Below are 19,225 nucleotides of genomic sequence, written 5' to 3' on the forward strand. Positions count from 1 at the left end.
TCGTCATAATCCATTCATTTTGAACCTTTAATAATCAATTATCAGCCACGCGTTAATTATTCCGATTTACAGCAATCAATAAACTCTGCGGTAATCTTGTCCAAATTGTAATATTGCTCAGCATATTTACGTCCATTTCGCCCCAACTGCTCCCGTTCTTGCGGCGATAACGATCCAATTTTTAAGATAGCTTGTGCGAGTAAATGTGGATTTTCAGGTGGAACGGTCAAGCCGGCATTTGCTTCCGTAATTGGACTATAAGGTGAATCGAGCGCAAACACCACAGGACGAGCTATGGCCAAATAATCCGTAATTTTATTGAGGCTAGTACCAAATCGGTATAAATTCGTTTTTCTAACCATTCCTACACAAATGTCTGCGGTACCTAAGATAGGATAGATTTGATCCTTACCCACAGAAGGAAAAAATTCAACGTTATTAATTTTTTCGGATGCAACGAATTTTTCAAGCAGAGCTCTTTGTGGCCCCTCGCCGATTAGCTTAAACTGAAAGTGATTAGCTTCTTCTTGTACTATTTTTGCTGCTTTTAACAGAGTTTCGATATCGTTAGAAACATTAAAAGCACCGGCGTAAAAAATAGTAATTTCATTTTTAATAGTACTGGGTGAATAGGAAATATGATTTAAATCGACAGCATTAGGTAACCATTTTATTTTATCTTTAGGGATTTTTTTATTCAGCAAATAATCACTGGCTCCTGGCAAAACGGAAATAATTTTCACCGCCTTTGATAATAGAAAATTTTCAATGCCAGCCAAAATTTTTGCCAATGGATGGTGCTTCGAAAAACTACCCAGGGCGAGCAAAGTTTCTGGCCATAAATCTCTAATCTCGTAAATAAAAGGCACACCGTATCGCGATGCCAATCGCTGTGCAGCCCATGCAGCAAAAGGTGATGGTGAAGAACCTAGGACAATGTCAGGTTTAGGCAAAAATTTCAGATCTTTATTCGTCAGCAATCGAAATGCAAAAGCCAACATATTATACAAACGTTTGATTGAATTTTTAGTATATGCCGGAACATCAATCCAGATAAAAGGCACTTTAAAATAGTAGGCAATCTTTTTTGTAACACTATAAGGCTCACCAATATAATGGAAACTATTATGACAATAATTTCCCGCAAAAATATAAACTTCATGACCTTGCTCAATAAGTTTTTTTGCGAGATCAAAATGCCGGGTGGGACCCATTCCAATCGGAGGAATAGCGTGTTGATGAACAATCCATATTCTCATTTCAGCCCCAAACAAAATGATTTTTCTTAGCCAACCAAGCAAGCGTTATTGCTTCTGCTAGCCTATAAGAATCAGTAATTAATTTTTGATTACTAAATAAAATATTAACCTTATTGGAGATACCCATTCGTTTCAGTAAGTGCGGATTTGAATGGAGTGTCGCGCGCAAATCTTCTCCTATTCCTGACGCAATCCAGTTCTGACTCTTTACGTCAAAGCCGCGTTTTTGACGGGAAAAAGCTATATCTGAAGGAATATATTGTTGAGATATTTTACGCAATATCCACTTAGTATAACCACGGTGCAGTTTTAAAGTGTCGGGCAGTGCGAGTGCTAGCTCAACTAAACGGTAATCTAAAAAGGGTAAGCGGCTCTCGATACCATTCCCCATTGAATTGCGATCTTCATAGCGTAATAACGTGGGTAAACTAAACATTTGGATATCTGCAAGCTGACGTTGCCACAATGATTTTCTTTTATCTATAGTGATATCTAAGGTTGGTGTAAATGCTTTCCAAACTGGATCCACTAAATTATTAGTATAACGTTTGAAACTAAATAAATTATTTTTAAAATTATGCAATTCACCCACTAAGCTGGGTATTAACTGTGCCATAAAGGTAATTGTTGACAGTGATTTTTTTGTATATAAAAGCTGGGACAAATAAAATAATAAATATTTTCGATAACCCATAAATATTTCATCGCCCCCCTGCCCGCCTAACATTACTTTTATCCCTTGCTGTCTTGCATGATCAAAAACAAGGTGTTGCGCCGGAATGCTGAAATTAGGATAAGGCGCATCTTGTAGTTGCAAGGTTCTCCAAAAAGAATCTCGCATTTCATTGGCAGAAGGATTTACAAAATGAACATTACAACCTACTTTATCAGCAGTCATTTTAGTATTGAGCGCTTCAGAGTGCCGATCATTCAACGACCCAAATGAAAATGTCGGGAGAAAATCAGCATTTTTTTTTGCCAAACCTGCCACTGTTCCCGAATCAATACCACCACTTAACGAAAGTCCGACCGGCACATCTGATTGCAAACGCAGAGCCACTGCATCTTCAAGTAGAAATTGAATTTTTGCAGTTATTGTTTGATGAGATTCAGAAAGTTGCACATCGATCAATTGCTGTACTTTTTCAGACAAGCAATAGTATTTTTGGGTTTTAATATGCAGCTCATTTTTAAAATTGACAGTGACGATTTCGCTTGGCGCCACCATCAATAAATCTTTATACGCCGACTCTGATTCAAAGTCATAACACCAATAAGCAAGACCTTTTGCATGATAGGCCATGTTAGGTTGTAAATGTAATAATTCAGCTATTTTTGAACTGGTAGAAGCAAAATAAACTTTATCGCGCTGATAGAAATAGAAAAGCGGCTTGATGCCGTATCGATCCCTGATTAAGTAGAGTTTTTCCTCTAAAACGTCAAATATTGCTACAGCAAACATACCATTAAAACGTTGAAATGCATCATGACCCCAATGCATAAAAGATTTCAACACTACCTCAGTGTCACCTTGCGTTGTAAACTGATAACCGGCTGATTTAAGTTGTTGACGCAATTCGAGATAATTATAAAGCATGCCGTTATAGGAGATAATATATCGTTTTTCATCCTCCCACATAGGCTGATTAGAATTTACATTTAAATCGATAATCTTTAAACGATTGTGACCAAGAGTTAAAAAAAGGTTAGGTGTGTTGACGCATTCAATTTGGTGGTGATCAGGCCCACGGTAAGCTTGGTCAGCTAACATTTTTTCTACGTGGCTGTAATCTTCTCTCTCACTTAGGTGCTTTGTTTTCGTACTAAGGAGACCTGCGACACCACACATGAATGATTCCTACTGAAGTATTTGTCGATAAAGAGTCGACAGTTTAGCAAACTCTGTTTGCCAATTATAATACTTTTCTACTGCTCTCCTGCCCCGCTCCCCCATCTCATGAGCGAGCGTAGGATTATCTCTAAGATAATGTATTTTTTCGCTAATTAAGGCAATATTGGTGGGATCCACACAAAAACCACAGTGGTGGGTTTCAATTATTTCACGCCACAACGGAAAATCAGAAGCAATAACCGGAATACCCGCCGCCATATATTCGAATAATTTAATTGGCAGGGAATCAGGGAAAGTAGGCCCGGGCTGTAATAAGGACAAGCCTACGATAGCTTGGTCAAAAACCTCCATTACGCTGTGTCGGTTTAGATAGCCGGCATATTGGGTATTATTATTCAATAAAACTTCAGCTTTTACGTTTTCACAATTAAAGCTACCCGCCAGAAGTAAGGGCATATTAGCCATTTTAGCTACTTGTAGCATTTGAAAAACACCCCGTTCGGGCGTAATCAATCCCACATAGCACATCATCGAGGCCTTACTTTTACGGGAGACTTGTTGAAATTCAGCTAATACTGGGTAATTTCGTACTTCCGTAATTAACGGATGAGAAAATCGTTGTTTGATTCGTGGAGTAACTGTCACTAAGCCACTAAAATAAAAAGCGGCAACGCGCTCAAATATATTAAAAAAGGTAGAGAGTGCGTGCCGAAAAATGGAGGGAATCCATGTCTTGAGTAGAATGTCTCGGGGCACATCTTCATGAATGTCATACACTACCCGTTTACCTCGTAAGCGAAGCAATAAACCGATTATGATTAATTCGGGATCATGGAAATGATAGAGATCCGCTTTTACTTTGATGGCCTCACGATAAATTTGCCATGGCAATTTAGTCATCCGCCGAAAACGTGAATTAATTTTTTCTACTGCAACAACTTTAATTCCTTCAAGAATTCTATCTGCATCATCTTGAGCAATGAGCGTTACATCATACCCTTGTTGCTTAAGCGACAAACACTGCTTGTAAAAGATGCGCACATCTTGCACTGAATGGACGGAAGTAAGATGAGCTACTTTAATCATGAATCATCGTCTCTCAAATTGTTGATAAAATTCTCTAAGCACCTTGGCTTCAAACTCCCAATTGTATAATTGTTCAACCGCATGACGCCCTGCGCTTCCCATGCGTTCTGCTTCATCAGGGTTATCAAAAATATAGGTCATAGCTTTTTTAATGGCCGATATGTCAAGAGGATTAACGACAAATCCGCATTTAGCTTTAATCACAATTTCACGCCATAATGGAAAGTCAGACGCTACCACTGGTAAACCTGCTGCCATATATTCGAATAATTTTATCGGAAGTGCATCAATAAAATTTTTCTCTGGATGCAATAAGACCAACCCCACTTTTGCACTAAAAAAATGCGGGATTAATGCTTTTCTATCTAGCCAATCGACATGAGTAATTTTTTTGGACCCGCCCTGCGCAACAACCTCTTGCTGCAATTTTTCGGGGAAAAACTTGCCGATAAGTTTTAGTTGAGGGTTATATTCATCTCTAAGAGTATGGATAGCTTGGACCATCTCGCTTACGCCTCGGATGTGCATTATGCCGCCCACATAAAGAGCGATATTAGAGCGTTCACGAAAGGGGGATATCCTCTCTAGAGGATTAAATTCATCTACATTCACAAGATTTCGCACCGTTACTGACTTCTTGATAGGAAAATTTTTGGTTATATGAGGTGTCGCACAAATAAATCCATCAAATAACAATTTTGCTAATGATTCCAATGCAACCCAGCGTGTGTATTTGAAATAGGCTGCAATAGGTTTTCCTTTATTGAAGGAAAGTGATTCGAGTGGCGTATCTTCGTGTACATCGTAGATAATTTTTTTCCCGGATATTTTTAATAACAGGGCAAAGGGGATGAATTCAGGATCATGAAAATGGTAGATATCTGCAGAGATCGATTTGGCGAGGGCGTAGATATTAAATAATCGCCGCCACCGCGAAGTTGTTTTTGTTAAATTAAGAGGATGGATTATTACACCCTCATAATGCGTTATAGTCGAAAGAGGAACAATCAAATGCACTTCATGTCCTGCCTTGAATAAGGTCACACATTCTTTAAAAAAAATACGTATATCTAACGCGGGATGGGCAGAAGTAATATGGACTATTTTCATTTGTTTCTCGATATTAATTCTTGTCTGTTAAAACTCGACACCGTGCATCTCTGCCCACTTAATAAAATTAATCCATCGCCAGAAACGAAAATCAAATTGTCCTTTGCCGGCAAGCATTTGCTGCCAATCCGCCCATAATTCCTTATGATTAAACATAGGCAAATGGTGCATATAATCGCTGCGTAATATTTTTTCGACCCAAGGCCTCAGGGTCTGCAGCCAAATTTTTTCAGGTGTAGCAAAACCAATTTTATCGCGTCGATCTAAAATAGATTGCGGAACAATACCTCGCATTGCTTCGCGAAATACAGCTTTACTTAACCCTTGTTCTGAGATGATAAAATTAGCCGGCAATGAAAAAATAAAATCAACCATATCTACGGTCAAAAAAGGTACACGGCTTTCAATGGAATGCGCCATGGAATTTCTATCTTCATAACGCAGCAACATAGGTAATGAAGAATGATTAAATGTGCTGAGGAGTTCTTCATGTAAAATGTTTTTTCCATAACGTATTTTTTGAATCGCAAAATTCATCCCCTGTTGGACAAACCATTTTGAATTCAGCCAGACCGGGCAATACTGATGGTTGAACAACTTTCTAAAAATTGGCTGTAATAGGGGGGGTAATAGGTAATAAAATGAACGGAGCAACATATTTCTTCGAGGAGAAGGAGTATGTAATAATAACTGCCATGCTTCTTTAAATCTAAATTGTTTTATCAATGCCCCGAGATAAGCAGCAACGTAAAAACTATAACCGCCCAACATTTCATCTGCACCTTGTCCATCGAGCATAACTTTAACGCCCATATTTCTCGCATGTTGAAAAACTCGATGTTGCGCATAAATACTGGTACTGCCAAAAGGTTCATCTTGGGTAATCATCAATTGTTCTAAATCAGAAATTAAGCTCGCGGAATCAGCGAATACTTTATAGCTGGAGGCATTCGCTTCAGCATTTATCTTATCCACCCATTTTTCTTCACTCAAGCTAGGATGGTCTGCTATATAGCTAAAGGTTTTTATTTCGCGTTGCGGATATAAATGGCGGATTCCCATCACGATAGACGAAGAATCTATGCCACCTGATAATGTAGCACTCACAGCAACATCACTTCTTAGATGGAGCGATAAATTATTAAGAAACATTTTTTTAATGTGATCAGCAGCCTCGATGAAAGTGATGTCATTATTAATGTTTATCGTCGGTCGCCAATAATTTTTTAGCACGCAGTGCAATGAATTTTTTAGATTGATTTCAAGCAGGTGTCCAGAGGGAATTTGTTTTATCCCAGCAAAAAGTGTTTCATCAGCAAAATCAGTGAGGCCGGAGCGCAGATAATGAAATAAACGTTCTGAATTAATTTTATTTTTCGGCAAAAAATTAAGTAATGATTTTATTTCTGAAGAAAACAAAATTCTCTGGTCATCAAGATAATAATAAAAAGGTTTTATACCGAATGCATCGCGCGCAATAAAAAATTTCTCTTGGGCGCGATCAAAAATGACAAAGGCAAACATACCGACTAATTTTTTAAGACAATCATTTCCCCACTGGATATAGGCCTTTAGAAGTACTTCACTATCACTTTTAGAGGTAAAAGTTACACCACAATTTTTAAGCTCTTCTTTAAGCTCAAGATAGTTGTATATTTCACCATTGAACAAAATATAGTATCGCTGGTCATCACAACTCATAGGCTGCCAGCCCTGATCACTTAAATCCAAGATGGAAAGTCTTTTATGCAACAGAAATACTTTGGCGTCTATCGAAGGCAGCTGTGATTTACCCGTTTTGACTTGATTATCGTTATACAATAACCATCCAGAGTCATCTGGGCCGCGATGTTGTAAGATGGAATTAATATCAATTTTATTGAGGGCAGGAATTTTATGTCGGTGAATGTAGCCGAATATTCCACACATCTCTGTCCCTCATCCGAAAAAATTAGTATAAACCGAGGGTCGATTGAAGCAAGTCAACCAATCAATGTCAAGGGTTAAGATTCTTTGTAGCAGCTTCGCGGGCCTGCAATTCTTGGTCTATCTCCTCTTTATTATTGTCATACTCCCTCACAAAATTTTTCAATTCAAAATAGGTTATATCTTTTTGTTGCTGGAAAAGAAGGTCTCGTTTAGGAAGGGTAATAAAGCAAAATTGCACATGAAAAACCTCGGGATTATTCTCATCCTGTTCTATAGCCACCTCAACATAACCCCCTTGGTCAGGAAAGGCGATTTCCGGAAAACTGGAATCATAATGCATTACTTTAATTAAATTAACTGCCTTAGCTATTTGTTCTTGCAACAGCTGTAGGGTAATTTCTTCATTGTCATCGGTATCATTATTTTTACGATGAAATGGATTAAAGAAATTTAATATGGCCATTTCCACCTCAAAAAGGAGGTTATTTTTTTAATTATAGCAGAGAATTACTCCCTCTCGGGAGGAGAGGTTATTTAAGGACAAGTAGGTTTTCACTTAAGACATAACAATCTTGGGTATGGGAGCAAACAACTTCTTGCTCACCCCTAAGAGGCAGCTCAAGACGTTCTCCAAAACGGCTCATCCAACCGACTTGTCGCGCTGGAACGCCCATCATTAAAGCATAGTCAGGCACATCATGCGTCACCACACTGCCCGCCCCTATAAAGGCATATTTGCCGATGTAATTACCACAGACAATTGTACAATTAGCGCCTAGCGTAGCGCCTTTTTTGACCAGGGTATTCAGATATTGGTCTTTGCGACTCACCGCAGACCGAGGATTATATACATTGGTAAAAACCATACTTGGACCACAGAAAACATCGTCTTCTAACGTAACATTATCGTATACAGAAACATTGTTTTGGATTTTAACATTGTTACCGATGATGACTTTATTACCCACAAAAACATTTTGCCCAAGAGAGCACTTTTCTCCAATCTTGGCCCCCGCAGACACATGCGTCCAATGCCAGACTCTCGTCTCATCACCTATTAACGCTCCCTGATCAACAATTGCAGTGTCATGGATAAAGTAGTTTGCCATGGGTTCTCTCTTGTATTTTCATAATATCAGCCATTAATTTCACTACATCGCGACCTTGGATGCCACAACTTCGGGGTGTCTTACGCTGCTGTATACAGTCTAAAAAATGCTGTAATTCTAGTGTCAAAGGCGGCGTACTATCCTCAAAAATTATTTCATGATCAGGTGCTGTGACGGTTGCGTCTTTATTGGCGTATTGTTTGTAATAAATTACTTCCTGACGAAGCTCATCAAAATGTAAAGATCCTCTTTCACCCAAGATCATGAGCTGCCTATCTTTAACAGGCCACAACCAATTTAAGTGTAAATGCGCTTGAATACCTGAACGGTAATGAAAATGGACTGTCATATCGTCCTCTATACCTTCAGAGATAACAATCTGAGAAGTGGCTAAAATAGCTTCGATGGGTTCCTTGATCAAGTAATGCAGAACAGCTAAATCATGTACCCCAAAGGAATAGAGAACATTCTCTTCTTTACGAATGGTGCCCAAGCTTCTTCTAATTTGTCTAATAGAATGAATTTGTCCTAATTTACCTTGATCCAAAAATTCTTTAATAAACTGGATGCCTGGCTGATAGAGTAGAAGATGCCCAACCATTAAAATGCAGCCATTATGGTTAGCCAGCTCAATAAGCTCTTCCGCTTCCTCGGGCCGTGTAGTCATGGGTTTTTCGACAAATACATCTTTACCTGCCAATAACGCTTTTTTAGCTAACTCATAATGACTAAAAACAGGTGTTGCTATAGCTACTGCAGCAATATCTGTACTCAGCACGTCCTCTATTTCGGAATAATATTCCACACCATATTGAGTCGCGAGGGTTTGGCCTTTCAAATCATCAGACTCTACAATAGCAGCTAACACATCAAGACTATGAAATGTCTTGATAAGATTCTGGCCCCACTTGCCGGCACCAACTACCGCAACAGTTGCACTCTGAGTCATTTTCCACCTCTATAATAAGACAATTTTTTCCTCGGTGATGCCCCTTGTAGCGTAACGCGTATCGAGGATCAATTTAGATAGTTTTACAATACGATGGTAATTAAGGTGAGTATGATTGGTCGTAATCAATACCAAGTCAGCCTGCTCCAAAACATCATCCGATAATTCACAACTGGTCGCAGTGAAATCTGTTTCAACGATTTCATCCACCCACCGATCATGGTAGGAAACGTTAGCTCCAGCATTCTTTAATAAGCGAAAAATTTCAATAGCTGGGGATTCGCGATGATCTGCAACGTCAGCTTTATATGCCATTCCCAATAATAATATCTTTGAACCTTTCAAGGGTTTTTGGGCTGAATTCAGCACTCTTGAAATCTTACTTACTACAAAATCTGGCATCTTACGATTTGTTTCACCTGCGAGGGCAATAAAATGCATATGAAAATTATACTCTCTTGCCTTCCATTCCAAATAATGAGGATCAATTGGAATACAATGTCCCCCTACGCCCGGCCCTGGATAAAACGGCATAATACCAAAAGGCTTAGTAAAGGCAGCATCCAACACTTCCCATACGTTTAAGTTCATTCGGTCACACAGCAGCGCCACTTCATTCGCTAATGCAATATTTACCGCGCGAAAAGTGTTTTCATATATTTTAACCAGCTCGGCTGCTTTAGCACTACTGACAGCAACCACATCCTGAATGGCAAGTTTATAAAATGATTCTGCCGCCATTAAACTATTAGCATCGACTCCACCAACCACCTTGTTAGTGTTTTTAGTGCTGTAGCGTTTATTGCCAGGATCCACCCGTTCGGGAGAATGCGCGAGAAAGAAATCTTCCCCAGCCTTAAGACCGGATTGTTCTAAAATTGGCTGAATAATTTCTTCAGTAGTCCCAGGATAGGTGGTTGATTCTAAGCTTATAAGCTGGCCTCTTCTTAGGCACCGCGCTATTTCTTCTGAGACAGAAACCACATAACGCAGATCAGGACATAAATTTTTATCGAGAGGCGTAGGAACACAAATGACAATAACATCGGCCGTGCTCAATGCTTGTATATCGCTGGTTGCCGTCACCAGACCTTGGTGAACGATATTTTTTAATTCATCGTCATCGACATCATCGATATAATTTTCTCCCCTCGCCAGCTTGTTCACGCGTTCAGGATTTTGATCGATACCGATGACTTTTAGGCCAACTTTAGCCTTCTCTACCAAAAATGGCAGACCGACATATCCTAAGCCCACCACCCCTATCGTGATGGTTTTCGCGGAGATTTTATCTAATAGTTCACGAAGCGTTTGGTTCACTTCTTGATCAATTGTTCCATTAACGTCATACACAAAAAAACTCCTTCATTCAGTAACGGTATCAAGTAGATCGTAACCTTCATGAGAAACAGAAATACCTGCCTTAAGCAAAATACACAAAACTATTAAGGGGGAGATAGCTAGAATCGTTAAAAATAACGTCCATCGTGGAAAGTAAATGCTTAATATTGCAATGGGCAATAACCACAGAATATTGATATAGAGAACCCGTAACACTACGCGCTCATGACAACCAGTGCGTTTTACCGCCTGTTGAAATGCATGACTACAATGTGCTTGATACCAAGGCTCACCTCGGATAACACGATGAATTAGTGTTAATGTTGCATCCACCCAAAAACATCCCAAAAGAATTAACCATTGCCAAGGTGTTAATGCGCCGTTGAGCGTGGTTGCAATTAATAGTGTTCCGAACACGAATCCTAAAAAACCGCTACCAGTATCACCCATAAAAACCCGCGCAGGAGACCAATTCCAAATGAGAAATCCTCCTGCTGCAGAGGCTAATAAAAGAAAGACTGGAATAAGGAGGTAATCCCCTTTTAAGAACAACAAAAAAGCGACGGCGATGGCAACAAATAGCGCTTCGCTACCTGCGAGTCCATCAATGCCATCCATAAAGTTATATAAATTAATAAGCCACACTAGACCCAATAATCCAACTACTACTCCAAGGCCACGCCAATCCCAAATTACAAATCCTAAATCAAGTGGCGGCATTCCGCCCAAAATATATAAGACAGAACAACCTGCAATAAAATGGACGAAAATACGTACGCGTGCTGGAACATGATGCAGATCATCAAGAAGTCCAATACACGCCAGCAATATGCCTCCAACTACAAAGGAGACAAGCAAGGGTAAAGACATAAGACCCAAAAAATGCAGTAGAAAAATTCCCACAAAAAAACTGATGACAATACCGATGCCACCTCCTCGAGGTGTAGGTGAGGCATGAGAACTTCGCGCATTGGGAACATCAAGCAGGTGGTAGCGATAAGCGATAGTTCTGAACGCAGAAACAAGACCAATAGTCGCAACAAACGCTAATAAAATAATTAGAAGCGCAACATTCATTCCTTTATAATCCTGCTTTTTATGTAACTGTCCAGCTTCTAGATGCGAACTTCCCTATTTGGCTGATTTTCAATTCAGCAAATCTGAACGTTATTGGCAAGTTCTAAATTAATGCTGAATAGTTACCTTTTTATTAAGTTATTTTCTTGCAACAAAGATGGATTCGATCCATTTAATACTATGCAATATCGACGACTAGCTCTAAAGTTTCCGCAATGGAAGAGACAACCGTTTCGATATCCTCATCAGATAAATAAGGATGGAAGGGTAAACTCATTACACGACCAGCCGCCTGCTCAGAAACTGACAAGTCCACATTACTCCAGTCATAAGACTGAAATATAGGTTGTTTGTGTAGCGGAACGGGATAATGTACAGCCGTAGGAATATTTTTTTCTAGAAGCAACTTCTGGACTTGAGAGCGATCTTCAACCTGTATGGTGTATTGAGCATAAATGCTTGTATTATCAGGATGAATAAAAGGCACAGCCACAAAACTTTTAAGTTTCTCATTATATTTTTTAGCAACTTTTTCACGAAGAGTTACTTCTTCATAAAATAATTCTAACTTTGACAATAAAATAGCTGCTTGCATCGTATCTAAACGACTATTGAGGCCCAATGCTACATGGTTATAACGAGTGCTTTGACCATGATTACGAATTTTACGCATTTTATCAGCTAATTCATCATCATCAGTAAAACATGCTCCGCCATCCCCGTAACAACCCAAAGGTTTAGCAGGGAAGAAACTTGTGCAGCCAATAGTGCCTAAATTACATGAGAAACGATTTTTATATGTCGCACCAAAACTTTGAGCCGCATCTTCAATCACTGAGATATTATGTTTGGCAGCAATGGCGTTAATGGCATCGAAATCGGCACATTGTCCATAGAGATTTACGGGCATGATAGCTTTAGTTCGGGAAGTAATTGCCTGCTCTAGCAATGCTGGATTAATGTTGTAGGTTTGAGGATCGATATCAACGAAGACGGGGGTTGCGCCTGCAACACATATCATCTCTGCCGTCGCTATAAATGTAAAAGGCGTGGTGATCACTTCATCGCCCTGACCGATATCAAGTGCCATCATCGCAACGAGTAGAGCATCAGTACCACTTGCAACTGCGATGCAATGTTTTGCCTTTACGTACTCAGCAAGCTTGCATTCCAATTCTTGAATCTCTGGCCCCATAATGTAGATGCCGTGATCCAGTACTTTAGTAATGCGCTCAAGTACGTCTCCCTTAATTAATTCATATTGTTTTTTTAAATCAACAAATTGCATATTCGCCACATCTTTTTCATTATTTTTAGAAAAAAGCATCGTACACTACTCGACTAAAAGAAACAATATCTGCTATTGTCACGTCATAGTAGGAACACAGGTTAATAGAGGTTCTATGGAATTCAATTCATTGACTGCACTCTCACCCCTTGATGGTAGATACAGCGAAAAAGTGACCGATCTTCGATCCTATTTTAGTGAATATGGGTTAATTAAATTTCGGGTGATTATAGAAGTTAACTGGCTAAAGGCATTGGCTGAGAATGCCCAAATATCGGAGCTCCCGAATTTTAGCGATGAAGCAAATCTGTTTCTAAAATCATTAGTTGATCAATTTTCAGAAGCGGACGCGACCCGAATAAAAGCAATCGAAAACACCACCAATCATGATGTCAAAGCCGTTGAATATTATCTGAAAGAAAAGCTTAACGAGTTGCCCTCCCTTGCAGATGCGATCGAATTTATCCACTTTGCGTGCACCTCAGAAGATATCAACAATTTATCATACGCCTTGATGATTAAAGAAGGTTTAAAGGATGTCATTCTTCCAGAAATGACTCGATTAGTTGCAACCATACAAAATCTTGCCCTTGAATATGCGACACTACCAATGCTCTCCCGCACCCACGGACAACCTGCCTCCCCTACTACTTTAGGTAAGGAATTTGCCAATGTGGTTGCTCGGCTAAACAGACAATTAAAGCGTATCAAGCAATGCCCCCTCCTTGGAAAAATGAATGGCGCCGTGGGCAATTTCAACGCGCATTACGTCGCATACCCGGAAATTGACTGGTTATCCTTTTCAAAAAAGTTTGTTGAGCAATTAGGGCTTGAATGGAACCCCTACACTACTCAAATCGAACCACATGATTTCATTGCAGAATTAGCGGATTGTATGACTCTTTTTAATACTATTTTGATTAATTTTAACCGCGATATTTGGAGTTATATTTCGCTGGGGTATTTCCAGCAACAGCTGCAAGAAAATGAAATTGGTTCTTCAACAATGCCTCATAAAGTAAATCCCATCGACTTTGAAAATTCTGAAGGCAACCTGGGCTTCGCTAATGCGATATTTCACCACTTCGCTACCAAGTTGCCCCTCTCTCGATGGCAGCGAGACCTCACTGATTCTACGGTATTGCGTAACATCGGCGTAGCCTTTGGGCATTCATTGCTTTCTTATCGCTCCACGTTAAAGGGTTTGCAAAAATTATGCGTTAACCGTGCTCAAATTCAAAAAGAGTTAGACAGTAGCTGGGAAGTACTTGCCGAAGCCATACAAACTGTCATGCGCCGCTTCGGAATTGAGGAGCCTTATGAAAAATTAAAGGCGCTCACTCGGGGAAAACAAATAGATGAGAACGCTTTACGTCAGTTCATTGACAGCTTAAACTTACCTGTTAAGGTAAAAAATGAATTATTATCATTAACCCCCGCAACCTATATAGGTATAGCAACGGAGCTTGCAAAAAAAATTAATATGGAGTCACTATAAATAATGAAGTCTTCGTTAGGTGATTGGGTTCTCACTAAAGTTGGTCATTGGTTAACAAAAAATCATGCTCCACGTCGCGCTTATCTATGTGATTTTGATCGCATACGTTATGAGTTACGACCGGGTGATGTGCTATTAATTGAAGGGCGAAATCGAATCAGTCACTTTATAAAAAAAGTGACTCAAAGTCCCTGGTCCCATGCTGCATTATATATTGGACGTCTTTATGACATAGATGATCCAGAGTTACGTAAAATCATTCGTCAACATTTTGATGGCTCCTCTGACAGCCAACTATTAATTGAAAGCATGCTGGGAAAAGGCACCATTATTACCGCCCTCTCCCATTACCGACATGATCACATACGTATTTGCCGTCCTCAAGGGCTCTCCAGAAGAGATGCGCAACTCGTCATAGGTTACGGAATAACGCGATTAGGGGGCCGCTATAATGTTCGACATATTGTCGATTTGACCCGGTTTTTATTACCCTGGGGTTATTTTAGCCGATGGCACTCTATACTATTTGATAAAAATCCTTCTCAAGCTATCTACGATATTTGTTCGTCAATGATTGCAGATGCCTTTCATTCAGTTAAATTTCCAATTCTCCCCATCGTTAAACATGATGATGAAAATGGTATTGAATTAGTTCAAAAACATCCACGGCTTTATACGCCCAGCGATTTTGATTATTCGCCTTATTTTGACATTATTAAATATCCGTTTTTTTCTCTTTCTGAAAAAGCACCTTATCATCACTTACCCTGGAAAGAGGGTGCTATGGGTATCGATGATGAAAATGACATTTTTCTTCACGGTGATCCCGACAACCCAATGTTAGGTACGGCTGATGCCCCCCCTCCCCGATATTCAGAGATTAATCACAAAAAACTAGATGAGGAATAAGATTAACCACAAGTTCCACTCCTCCACGGTGGTCCCAAAACGGCATAAGAAACAAGAATGTGCAATTATGCCGGGGAAAGAGGTAAACCGTTTTTTGTTACGAGGGTAAGGCCATCTGCAATAGGGATCATAGTCATAGTGACGCGGGAATCTTGCAGCACCTTCTTATTCAAGTTTCTTATAGCAGTAGTATTTTCATCATTATCGGCAAGATCTGCCACTTGACCGCCCCATAACACATTATCTACCGCCATAACGCCTCCCTGCCTTAATAGCTGCAGGCCACGTTCATAATATTCATCATAATTTTTTTTATCAGCATCAATAAAAATAAAATCAAAACTATTTTCCTGACCTGCTTTGATTAAATTATCGAGTGTTTCTAATGCGGGAGCTATTCGCAAATCAATCTTGTGCTCTTGATTGGCAAGTTGCCAATATTTTTTGGCAATTTTGGTCCACTCATTATTGATATCACAACTAATGACCTTACCTTGGGGCATTGCCATGGCGGCCACGAGGGAGCTGTATCCTGTATATACTCCGATATCTAGGGTTTTGGTGGCCCCTAAAATTTGAATGATAAATGCCAATAATTGTCCTTCTTCGGGCGCAATTTGCATTTTCGACGAACTCAGTTTGGCTGTTTCCTTACGCAATTGAGTTAGAATAGGATCTTCTCTGAGAGAATTAGCGATATAATATTGATAAATAGTTTGGGTCATTGCTAAAGTAGTCTGTGTCATGAAACAATCCTTATACGAGACTTTGAATGAATAATGCCGCTAAGAGTTGGCCAAAGCCATTGTTTGATACAATGGAAACTATCGACGAAGAAATCAATCCAACTACCTCTAATTACTTAACCACGCTCAATATACCCCATGTCGAGCGAGAATATGCACTGACCCGTGAATTTTTGCGTAGTTACGCCGGTTCTCTTGACACCTTTAACTCCTATCGTCGCGAGGTTGAACGATTTTTACAATGGTCGTGGCTAATAATAAAAAAACCCATTAAAGAGATTGATAGAAACGATATTCGACTTTTTTTAGAATTTATTCAGAATCCTCCCCTGCACTGGATTAGCACCAAAAATGCATCCCGTTTCATAGACCAGGAGGGCTTACGCATACCCAATCCAGCATGGCGACCTTTCGTGGTTAGAGTTTCCAAAGCACTTTACAAAGAAGGCAAAAAACCGAATAAACAAGAGTACCAATTAACTAATAAGTCGATTCAAGCCTTATTTGCAGGTCTAAGCACTTTCTTTTCTTTCTTCCAGCAAGAAACCTATCTCGACATTAATCCCATTCAACTTGTAAGGCAAAAAAGTAGGTATATTCAAAAACAGCAATCTCAAAAAATCACACGCAGATTGAGTAACTTGCAATGGCGATACGTCATCGACACTATTGAAGGCTTAGCCAATAATGATTCTCTTTATGAACGCTACTTATTTTTAATCTCTATCTTTTATTTATTAGGTCTTAGAATCTCTGAAGTAGCCGATACCCCAGGGAGAACCCCTAAAATGGGTGACTTTGCTCCCGATAAACATGACCGATGGTGGTTTACAACTGTTGGCAAAGGCAATAAAGTACGTGATGTTGCAGTTCCGAATGCGATGTTAGAAGCATTAAAACGATATAGAATAAGCCGCGGCTTAATTGCACTTCCAAGTAGAGGCGAAAATACTCCTTTACTCCATAAAGAACGTGGAAGAAATGGCTTAGGAACACGGCAGGTGCGCAATCTAATCCAATTGTGTTTTGATAAGGCGATTGATCACTTGTATAAAGCCGGTAAACAGGACGAAGCCCAAGACTTAGCGGCCGCGACAGTCCATTGGCTACGACATACTTCCATTTCTGCAGATGTTGAGCATCGGCCTCGCGAACATGTGAGAGATGACGCAGGCCATGAAAATGCAATGATAACTGACCGTTATATCGACACCGACCGGATTGCGCGCCACGAGTCTGCGAAACTTAAGCCACTCAAACCTTCAATCGAAGAATAGTTGGAGCTATTAATATGTTAAATTTCAAAATTAATAGGGACAAAAACTTAAATGAAACATGGATAGAAACCTCTTTATCGGGCAAACCTTTACTTATGACCCCCCAATTGAATAAAGGCACTGCCTTTACCAAGGAGGAAAGACATATTTTTGGGTTGATAGGGAAACTACCGATTCGCATCGAAGAACTACACGAACAGTCCATGCGAGCGTATTTACAATACAAATCTTATGACACATTACTCCAAAAAAACGTTTATTTACATAATCTACATAATGCAAATGAAGTTTTATTTTATAAAGTCATCCAAGATCATATAGAAGAGATGATTCCTGTCATCTATACCCCTATCGTTGGCACTGCAGTCGTGGAATTTAGTAAGCAGTTTCGTCACCCAAGAGGAATATATATTGCCTACCCAGAGATAGATAATATTGCTGAAATTTTAGGCAATAGAAGCAATCCAGAGATCGATTTAATTGTCGTTAGTGACGGCGAAGGAGTCCTCGGAATTGGCGACCAAGGCGTCGGCGCAATGGATATCCCCATCGCTAAACTGATGGTCTATACCATCGCAGCTGGCATTAATCCTTTACGCACCCTACCGATTTTATTGGACGTCGGCACCAATAACCAGGCCTTACTCGATGACCCTCTCTACCTCGGATGGCGCAATAAACGCATTTCGGGTGATGATTATGATGAGTTTATTAAAAAATTTGTTATGGCGGTAAAAGATGCGTTTCCGAATGTTTTCTTACACTGGGAAGATTTCGGTCGTAAAAATGCTAGACGAAACCTAGACCTTTTTAGAGATGAGATTTGTACATTTAACGATGATATTCAGGGAACCGGTGTGGTTACCCTTGCTGCCTTGTTAGCAGCAGTTAAAGCGTCTTCTTTAAAGCTTTCGATGCAACGTATTGTCATATTTGGGGCAGGAACAGCCGGGGTGGGTATTGCAGATCAAATTTGTGATGCCATGATGCGTGAAGGAATGAGTGAATCAGAGGCACGCAAATGTTTTTGGATTTTAGATCGGTCTGGTCTATTAACGGAAAAATCCGCCACGATTTCTCCCGAACAACGACGATATGCCAGAGAAATCTCTGAATTAACCCACTGGGTTAACCAAAAACCTGATTATATTAGCCTGGAAGATGTGGTGCGAAATGTTCATCCGACCATGTTAATTGGTTCTTCTACCTCTCCGGGGGCCTTCACGGAGACTATCGTGAAAGAAATGGCAGCCCATGTCGAACGACCCATTATTTTTCCATTATCAAACCCCACTGACAAATCAGAGGCTATGCCAGTTGATTTAATTGAATGGACTCGTGGTAAAGCACTCATTGCCACCGGTAGCCCTTTTGCACCGGTTGAGTATGAAGGGAGAGAAATTCCCATTGCACAATGTAATAATGCACTCGTTTTCCCGGGCATTGGGTTAGGCGTTTTAGCGGTAAAAGCAAAAAAAGTGACCGATGAAATGTTATGGGCAGCCTGTCTTAAAACAACAGCTTGCTCTCCAATTCTGCATGATCCAAATGATGCTTTATTACCTAAATTTGACCATGCATCAGAATTATCCCGACAAATTGCTATTGCTGTTGCAACAGAAGCTATCAAAGAAGGCCTAGCTCAAGTCGATACATCCATTCCTGTGGAAGCATTAATTGATCATATGATGTGGCAACCTCATTATCTTCCTTACCGAAAAGTGTAGCAGGCAAAAGCTGTCACGCCGTGAACCCTGCTCTACGTCGTCCCGCGATCAAGTCGCGGGACGACGTA

Annotated in this window: 16 protein-coding genes; 4 read left to right on the forward strand and 12 right to left on the reverse strand. The window is 39.9% G+C overall.

Annotated features, from left to right (window positions below; all coding sequences use genetic code 11):
* Positions 1-56: 56 nt before the first annotated feature.
* The 11 genes from H0U71_08655 to H0U71_08705 all read right to left on the reverse strand — a co-directional run bounded on the left by H0U71_08655 (position 57) and on the right by H0U71_08705 (position 13,000).
* A complete protein-coding gene (locus H0U71_08655) occupies positions 57-1,259 on the reverse strand; it encodes a glycosyltransferase family 4 protein (protein MBA2655117.1) in 1,203 nt (400 codons plus the stop codon).
* A gap of 1 nt (position 1,260) precedes the next feature.
* On the reverse strand, positions 1,261-3,108 hold the full coding sequence (asnB, locus tag H0U71_08660) for an asparagine synthase (glutamine-hydrolyzing) (GenBank protein MBA2655118.1): 1,848 nt from the start codon (positions 3,106-3,108) through the stop codon (positions 1,261-1,263).
* A 9-nt stretch (positions 3,109-3,117) separates the two neighbouring features.
* Positions 3,118-4,197 (reverse strand): glycosyltransferase, encoded by a 1,080-nt coding sequence (locus H0U71_08665; GenBank protein ID MBA2655119.1) that lies wholly within the window; start codon positions 4,195-4,197, stop codon positions 3,118-3,120.
* Positions 4,198-4,200: 3 nt separating this feature from the next.
* Positions 4,201-5,307, reverse strand: coding sequence for a glycosyltransferase family 4 protein (locus tag H0U71_08670; GenBank protein ID MBA2655120.1), 1,107 nt, complete (start codon positions 5,305-5,307; stop codon positions 4,201-4,203).
* 27 nt (positions 5,308-5,334) lie between these two features.
* The gene (gene asnB, locus H0U71_08675) at positions 5,335-7,236 is read right to left on the reverse strand and encodes an asparagine synthase (glutamine-hydrolyzing) (GenBank protein ID MBA2655121.1); all 1,902 of its coding nucleotides are present in this window, start codon (positions 7,234-7,236) and stop codon (positions 5,335-5,337) included.
* A gap of 67 nt (positions 7,237-7,303) precedes the next feature.
* Positions 7,304-7,699 carry a hypothetical protein gene (locus H0U71_08680; GenBank protein MBA2655122.1) on the reverse strand — a complete coding sequence of 132 codons (396 nt, stop codon included), beginning with the start codon at positions 7,697-7,699 and terminating at the stop codon, positions 7,304-7,306.
* Between the two features lie 67 nt (positions 7,700-7,766).
* Positions 7,767-8,345 carry an N-acetyltransferase gene (locus H0U71_08685; GenBank protein MBA2655123.1) on the reverse strand — a complete coding sequence of 193 codons (579 nt, stop codon included), beginning with the start codon at positions 8,343-8,345 and terminating at the stop codon, positions 7,767-7,769.
* Positions 8,323-9,294 carry a Gfo/Idh/MocA family oxidoreductase gene (locus H0U71_08690; GenBank protein ID MBA2655124.1) on the reverse strand — a complete coding sequence of 324 codons (972 nt, stop codon included), beginning with the start codon at positions 9,292-9,294 and terminating at the stop codon, positions 8,323-8,325. The genes H0U71_08685 and H0U71_08690 overlap by 23 nt, the downstream gene beginning before the upstream one ends.
* Positions 9,295-9,303: 9 nt before the next feature.
* Positions 9,304-10,614: a nucleotide sugar dehydrogenase gene (locus tag H0U71_08695; GenBank protein MBA2655125.1), complete on the reverse strand. Its 1,311-nt coding sequence runs from the start codon at positions 10,612-10,614 to the stop codon at positions 9,304-9,306.
* A 45-nt stretch (positions 10,615-10,659) separates the two neighbouring features.
* Positions 10,660-11,712 (reverse strand): glycosyltransferase family 4 protein, encoded by a 1,053-nt coding sequence (locus H0U71_08700; protein MBA2655126.1) that lies wholly within the window; start codon positions 11,710-11,712, stop codon positions 10,660-10,662.
* A gap of 178 nt (positions 11,713-11,890) precedes the next feature.
* Complete coding sequence (locus H0U71_08705) at positions 11,891-13,000, reverse strand: DegT/DnrJ/EryC1/StrS family aminotransferase (GenBank protein MBA2655127.1); 1,110 nt, start codon at positions 12,998-13,000, stop codon at positions 11,891-11,893.
* A gap of 115 nt (positions 13,001-13,115) precedes the next feature.
* Here H0U71_08705 and purB point away from each other — a divergent pair, with 115 nt between their 5' ends.
* Both purB and H0U71_08715 read left to right on the forward strand, forming a co-directional pair.
* A complete protein-coding gene (gene purB, locus H0U71_08710; protein MBA2655128.1) occupies positions 13,116-14,498 on the forward strand; it encodes an adenylosuccinate lyase in 1,383 nt (460 codons plus the stop codon).
* Positions 14,499-14,501: 3 nt separating this feature from the next.
* Positions 14,502-15,407 carry a hypothetical protein gene (locus tag H0U71_08715; GenBank protein MBA2655129.1) on the forward strand — a complete coding sequence of 302 codons (906 nt, stop codon included), beginning with the start codon at positions 14,502-14,504 and terminating at the stop codon, positions 15,405-15,407.
* Between the two features lie 65 nt (positions 15,408-15,472).
* Here H0U71_08715 and H0U71_08720 read toward each other — a convergent pair whose 3' ends face one another.
* Positions 15,473-16,153: a class I SAM-dependent methyltransferase gene (locus tag H0U71_08720; GenBank protein ID MBA2655130.1), complete on the reverse strand. Its 681-nt coding sequence runs from the start codon at positions 16,151-16,153 to the stop codon at positions 15,473-15,475.
* A 26-nt stretch (positions 16,154-16,179) separates the two neighbouring features.
* Between H0U71_08720 and H0U71_08725 the strand changes: the two genes are divergently transcribed.
* Positions 16,180-17,430 carry a site-specific integrase gene (locus H0U71_08725; protein MBA2655131.1) on the forward strand — a complete coding sequence of 417 codons (1,251 nt, stop codon included), beginning with the start codon at positions 16,180-16,182 and terminating at the stop codon, positions 17,428-17,430.
* Positions 17,431-17,444: 14 nt separating this feature from the next.
* Positions 17,445-19,157 (forward strand): NAD-dependent malic enzyme, encoded by a 1,713-nt coding sequence (locus H0U71_08730; GenBank protein ID MBA2655132.1) that lies wholly within the window; start codon positions 17,445-17,447, stop codon positions 19,155-19,157.
* Positions 19,158-19,225: the final 68 nt, after the last annotated feature.

Source organism: Gammaproteobacteria bacterium, assembly GCA_013697705.1.
Taxonomy (GTDB): domain Bacteria; phylum Pseudomonadota; class Gammaproteobacteria; order UBA6002; family UBA6002; genus UBA6002.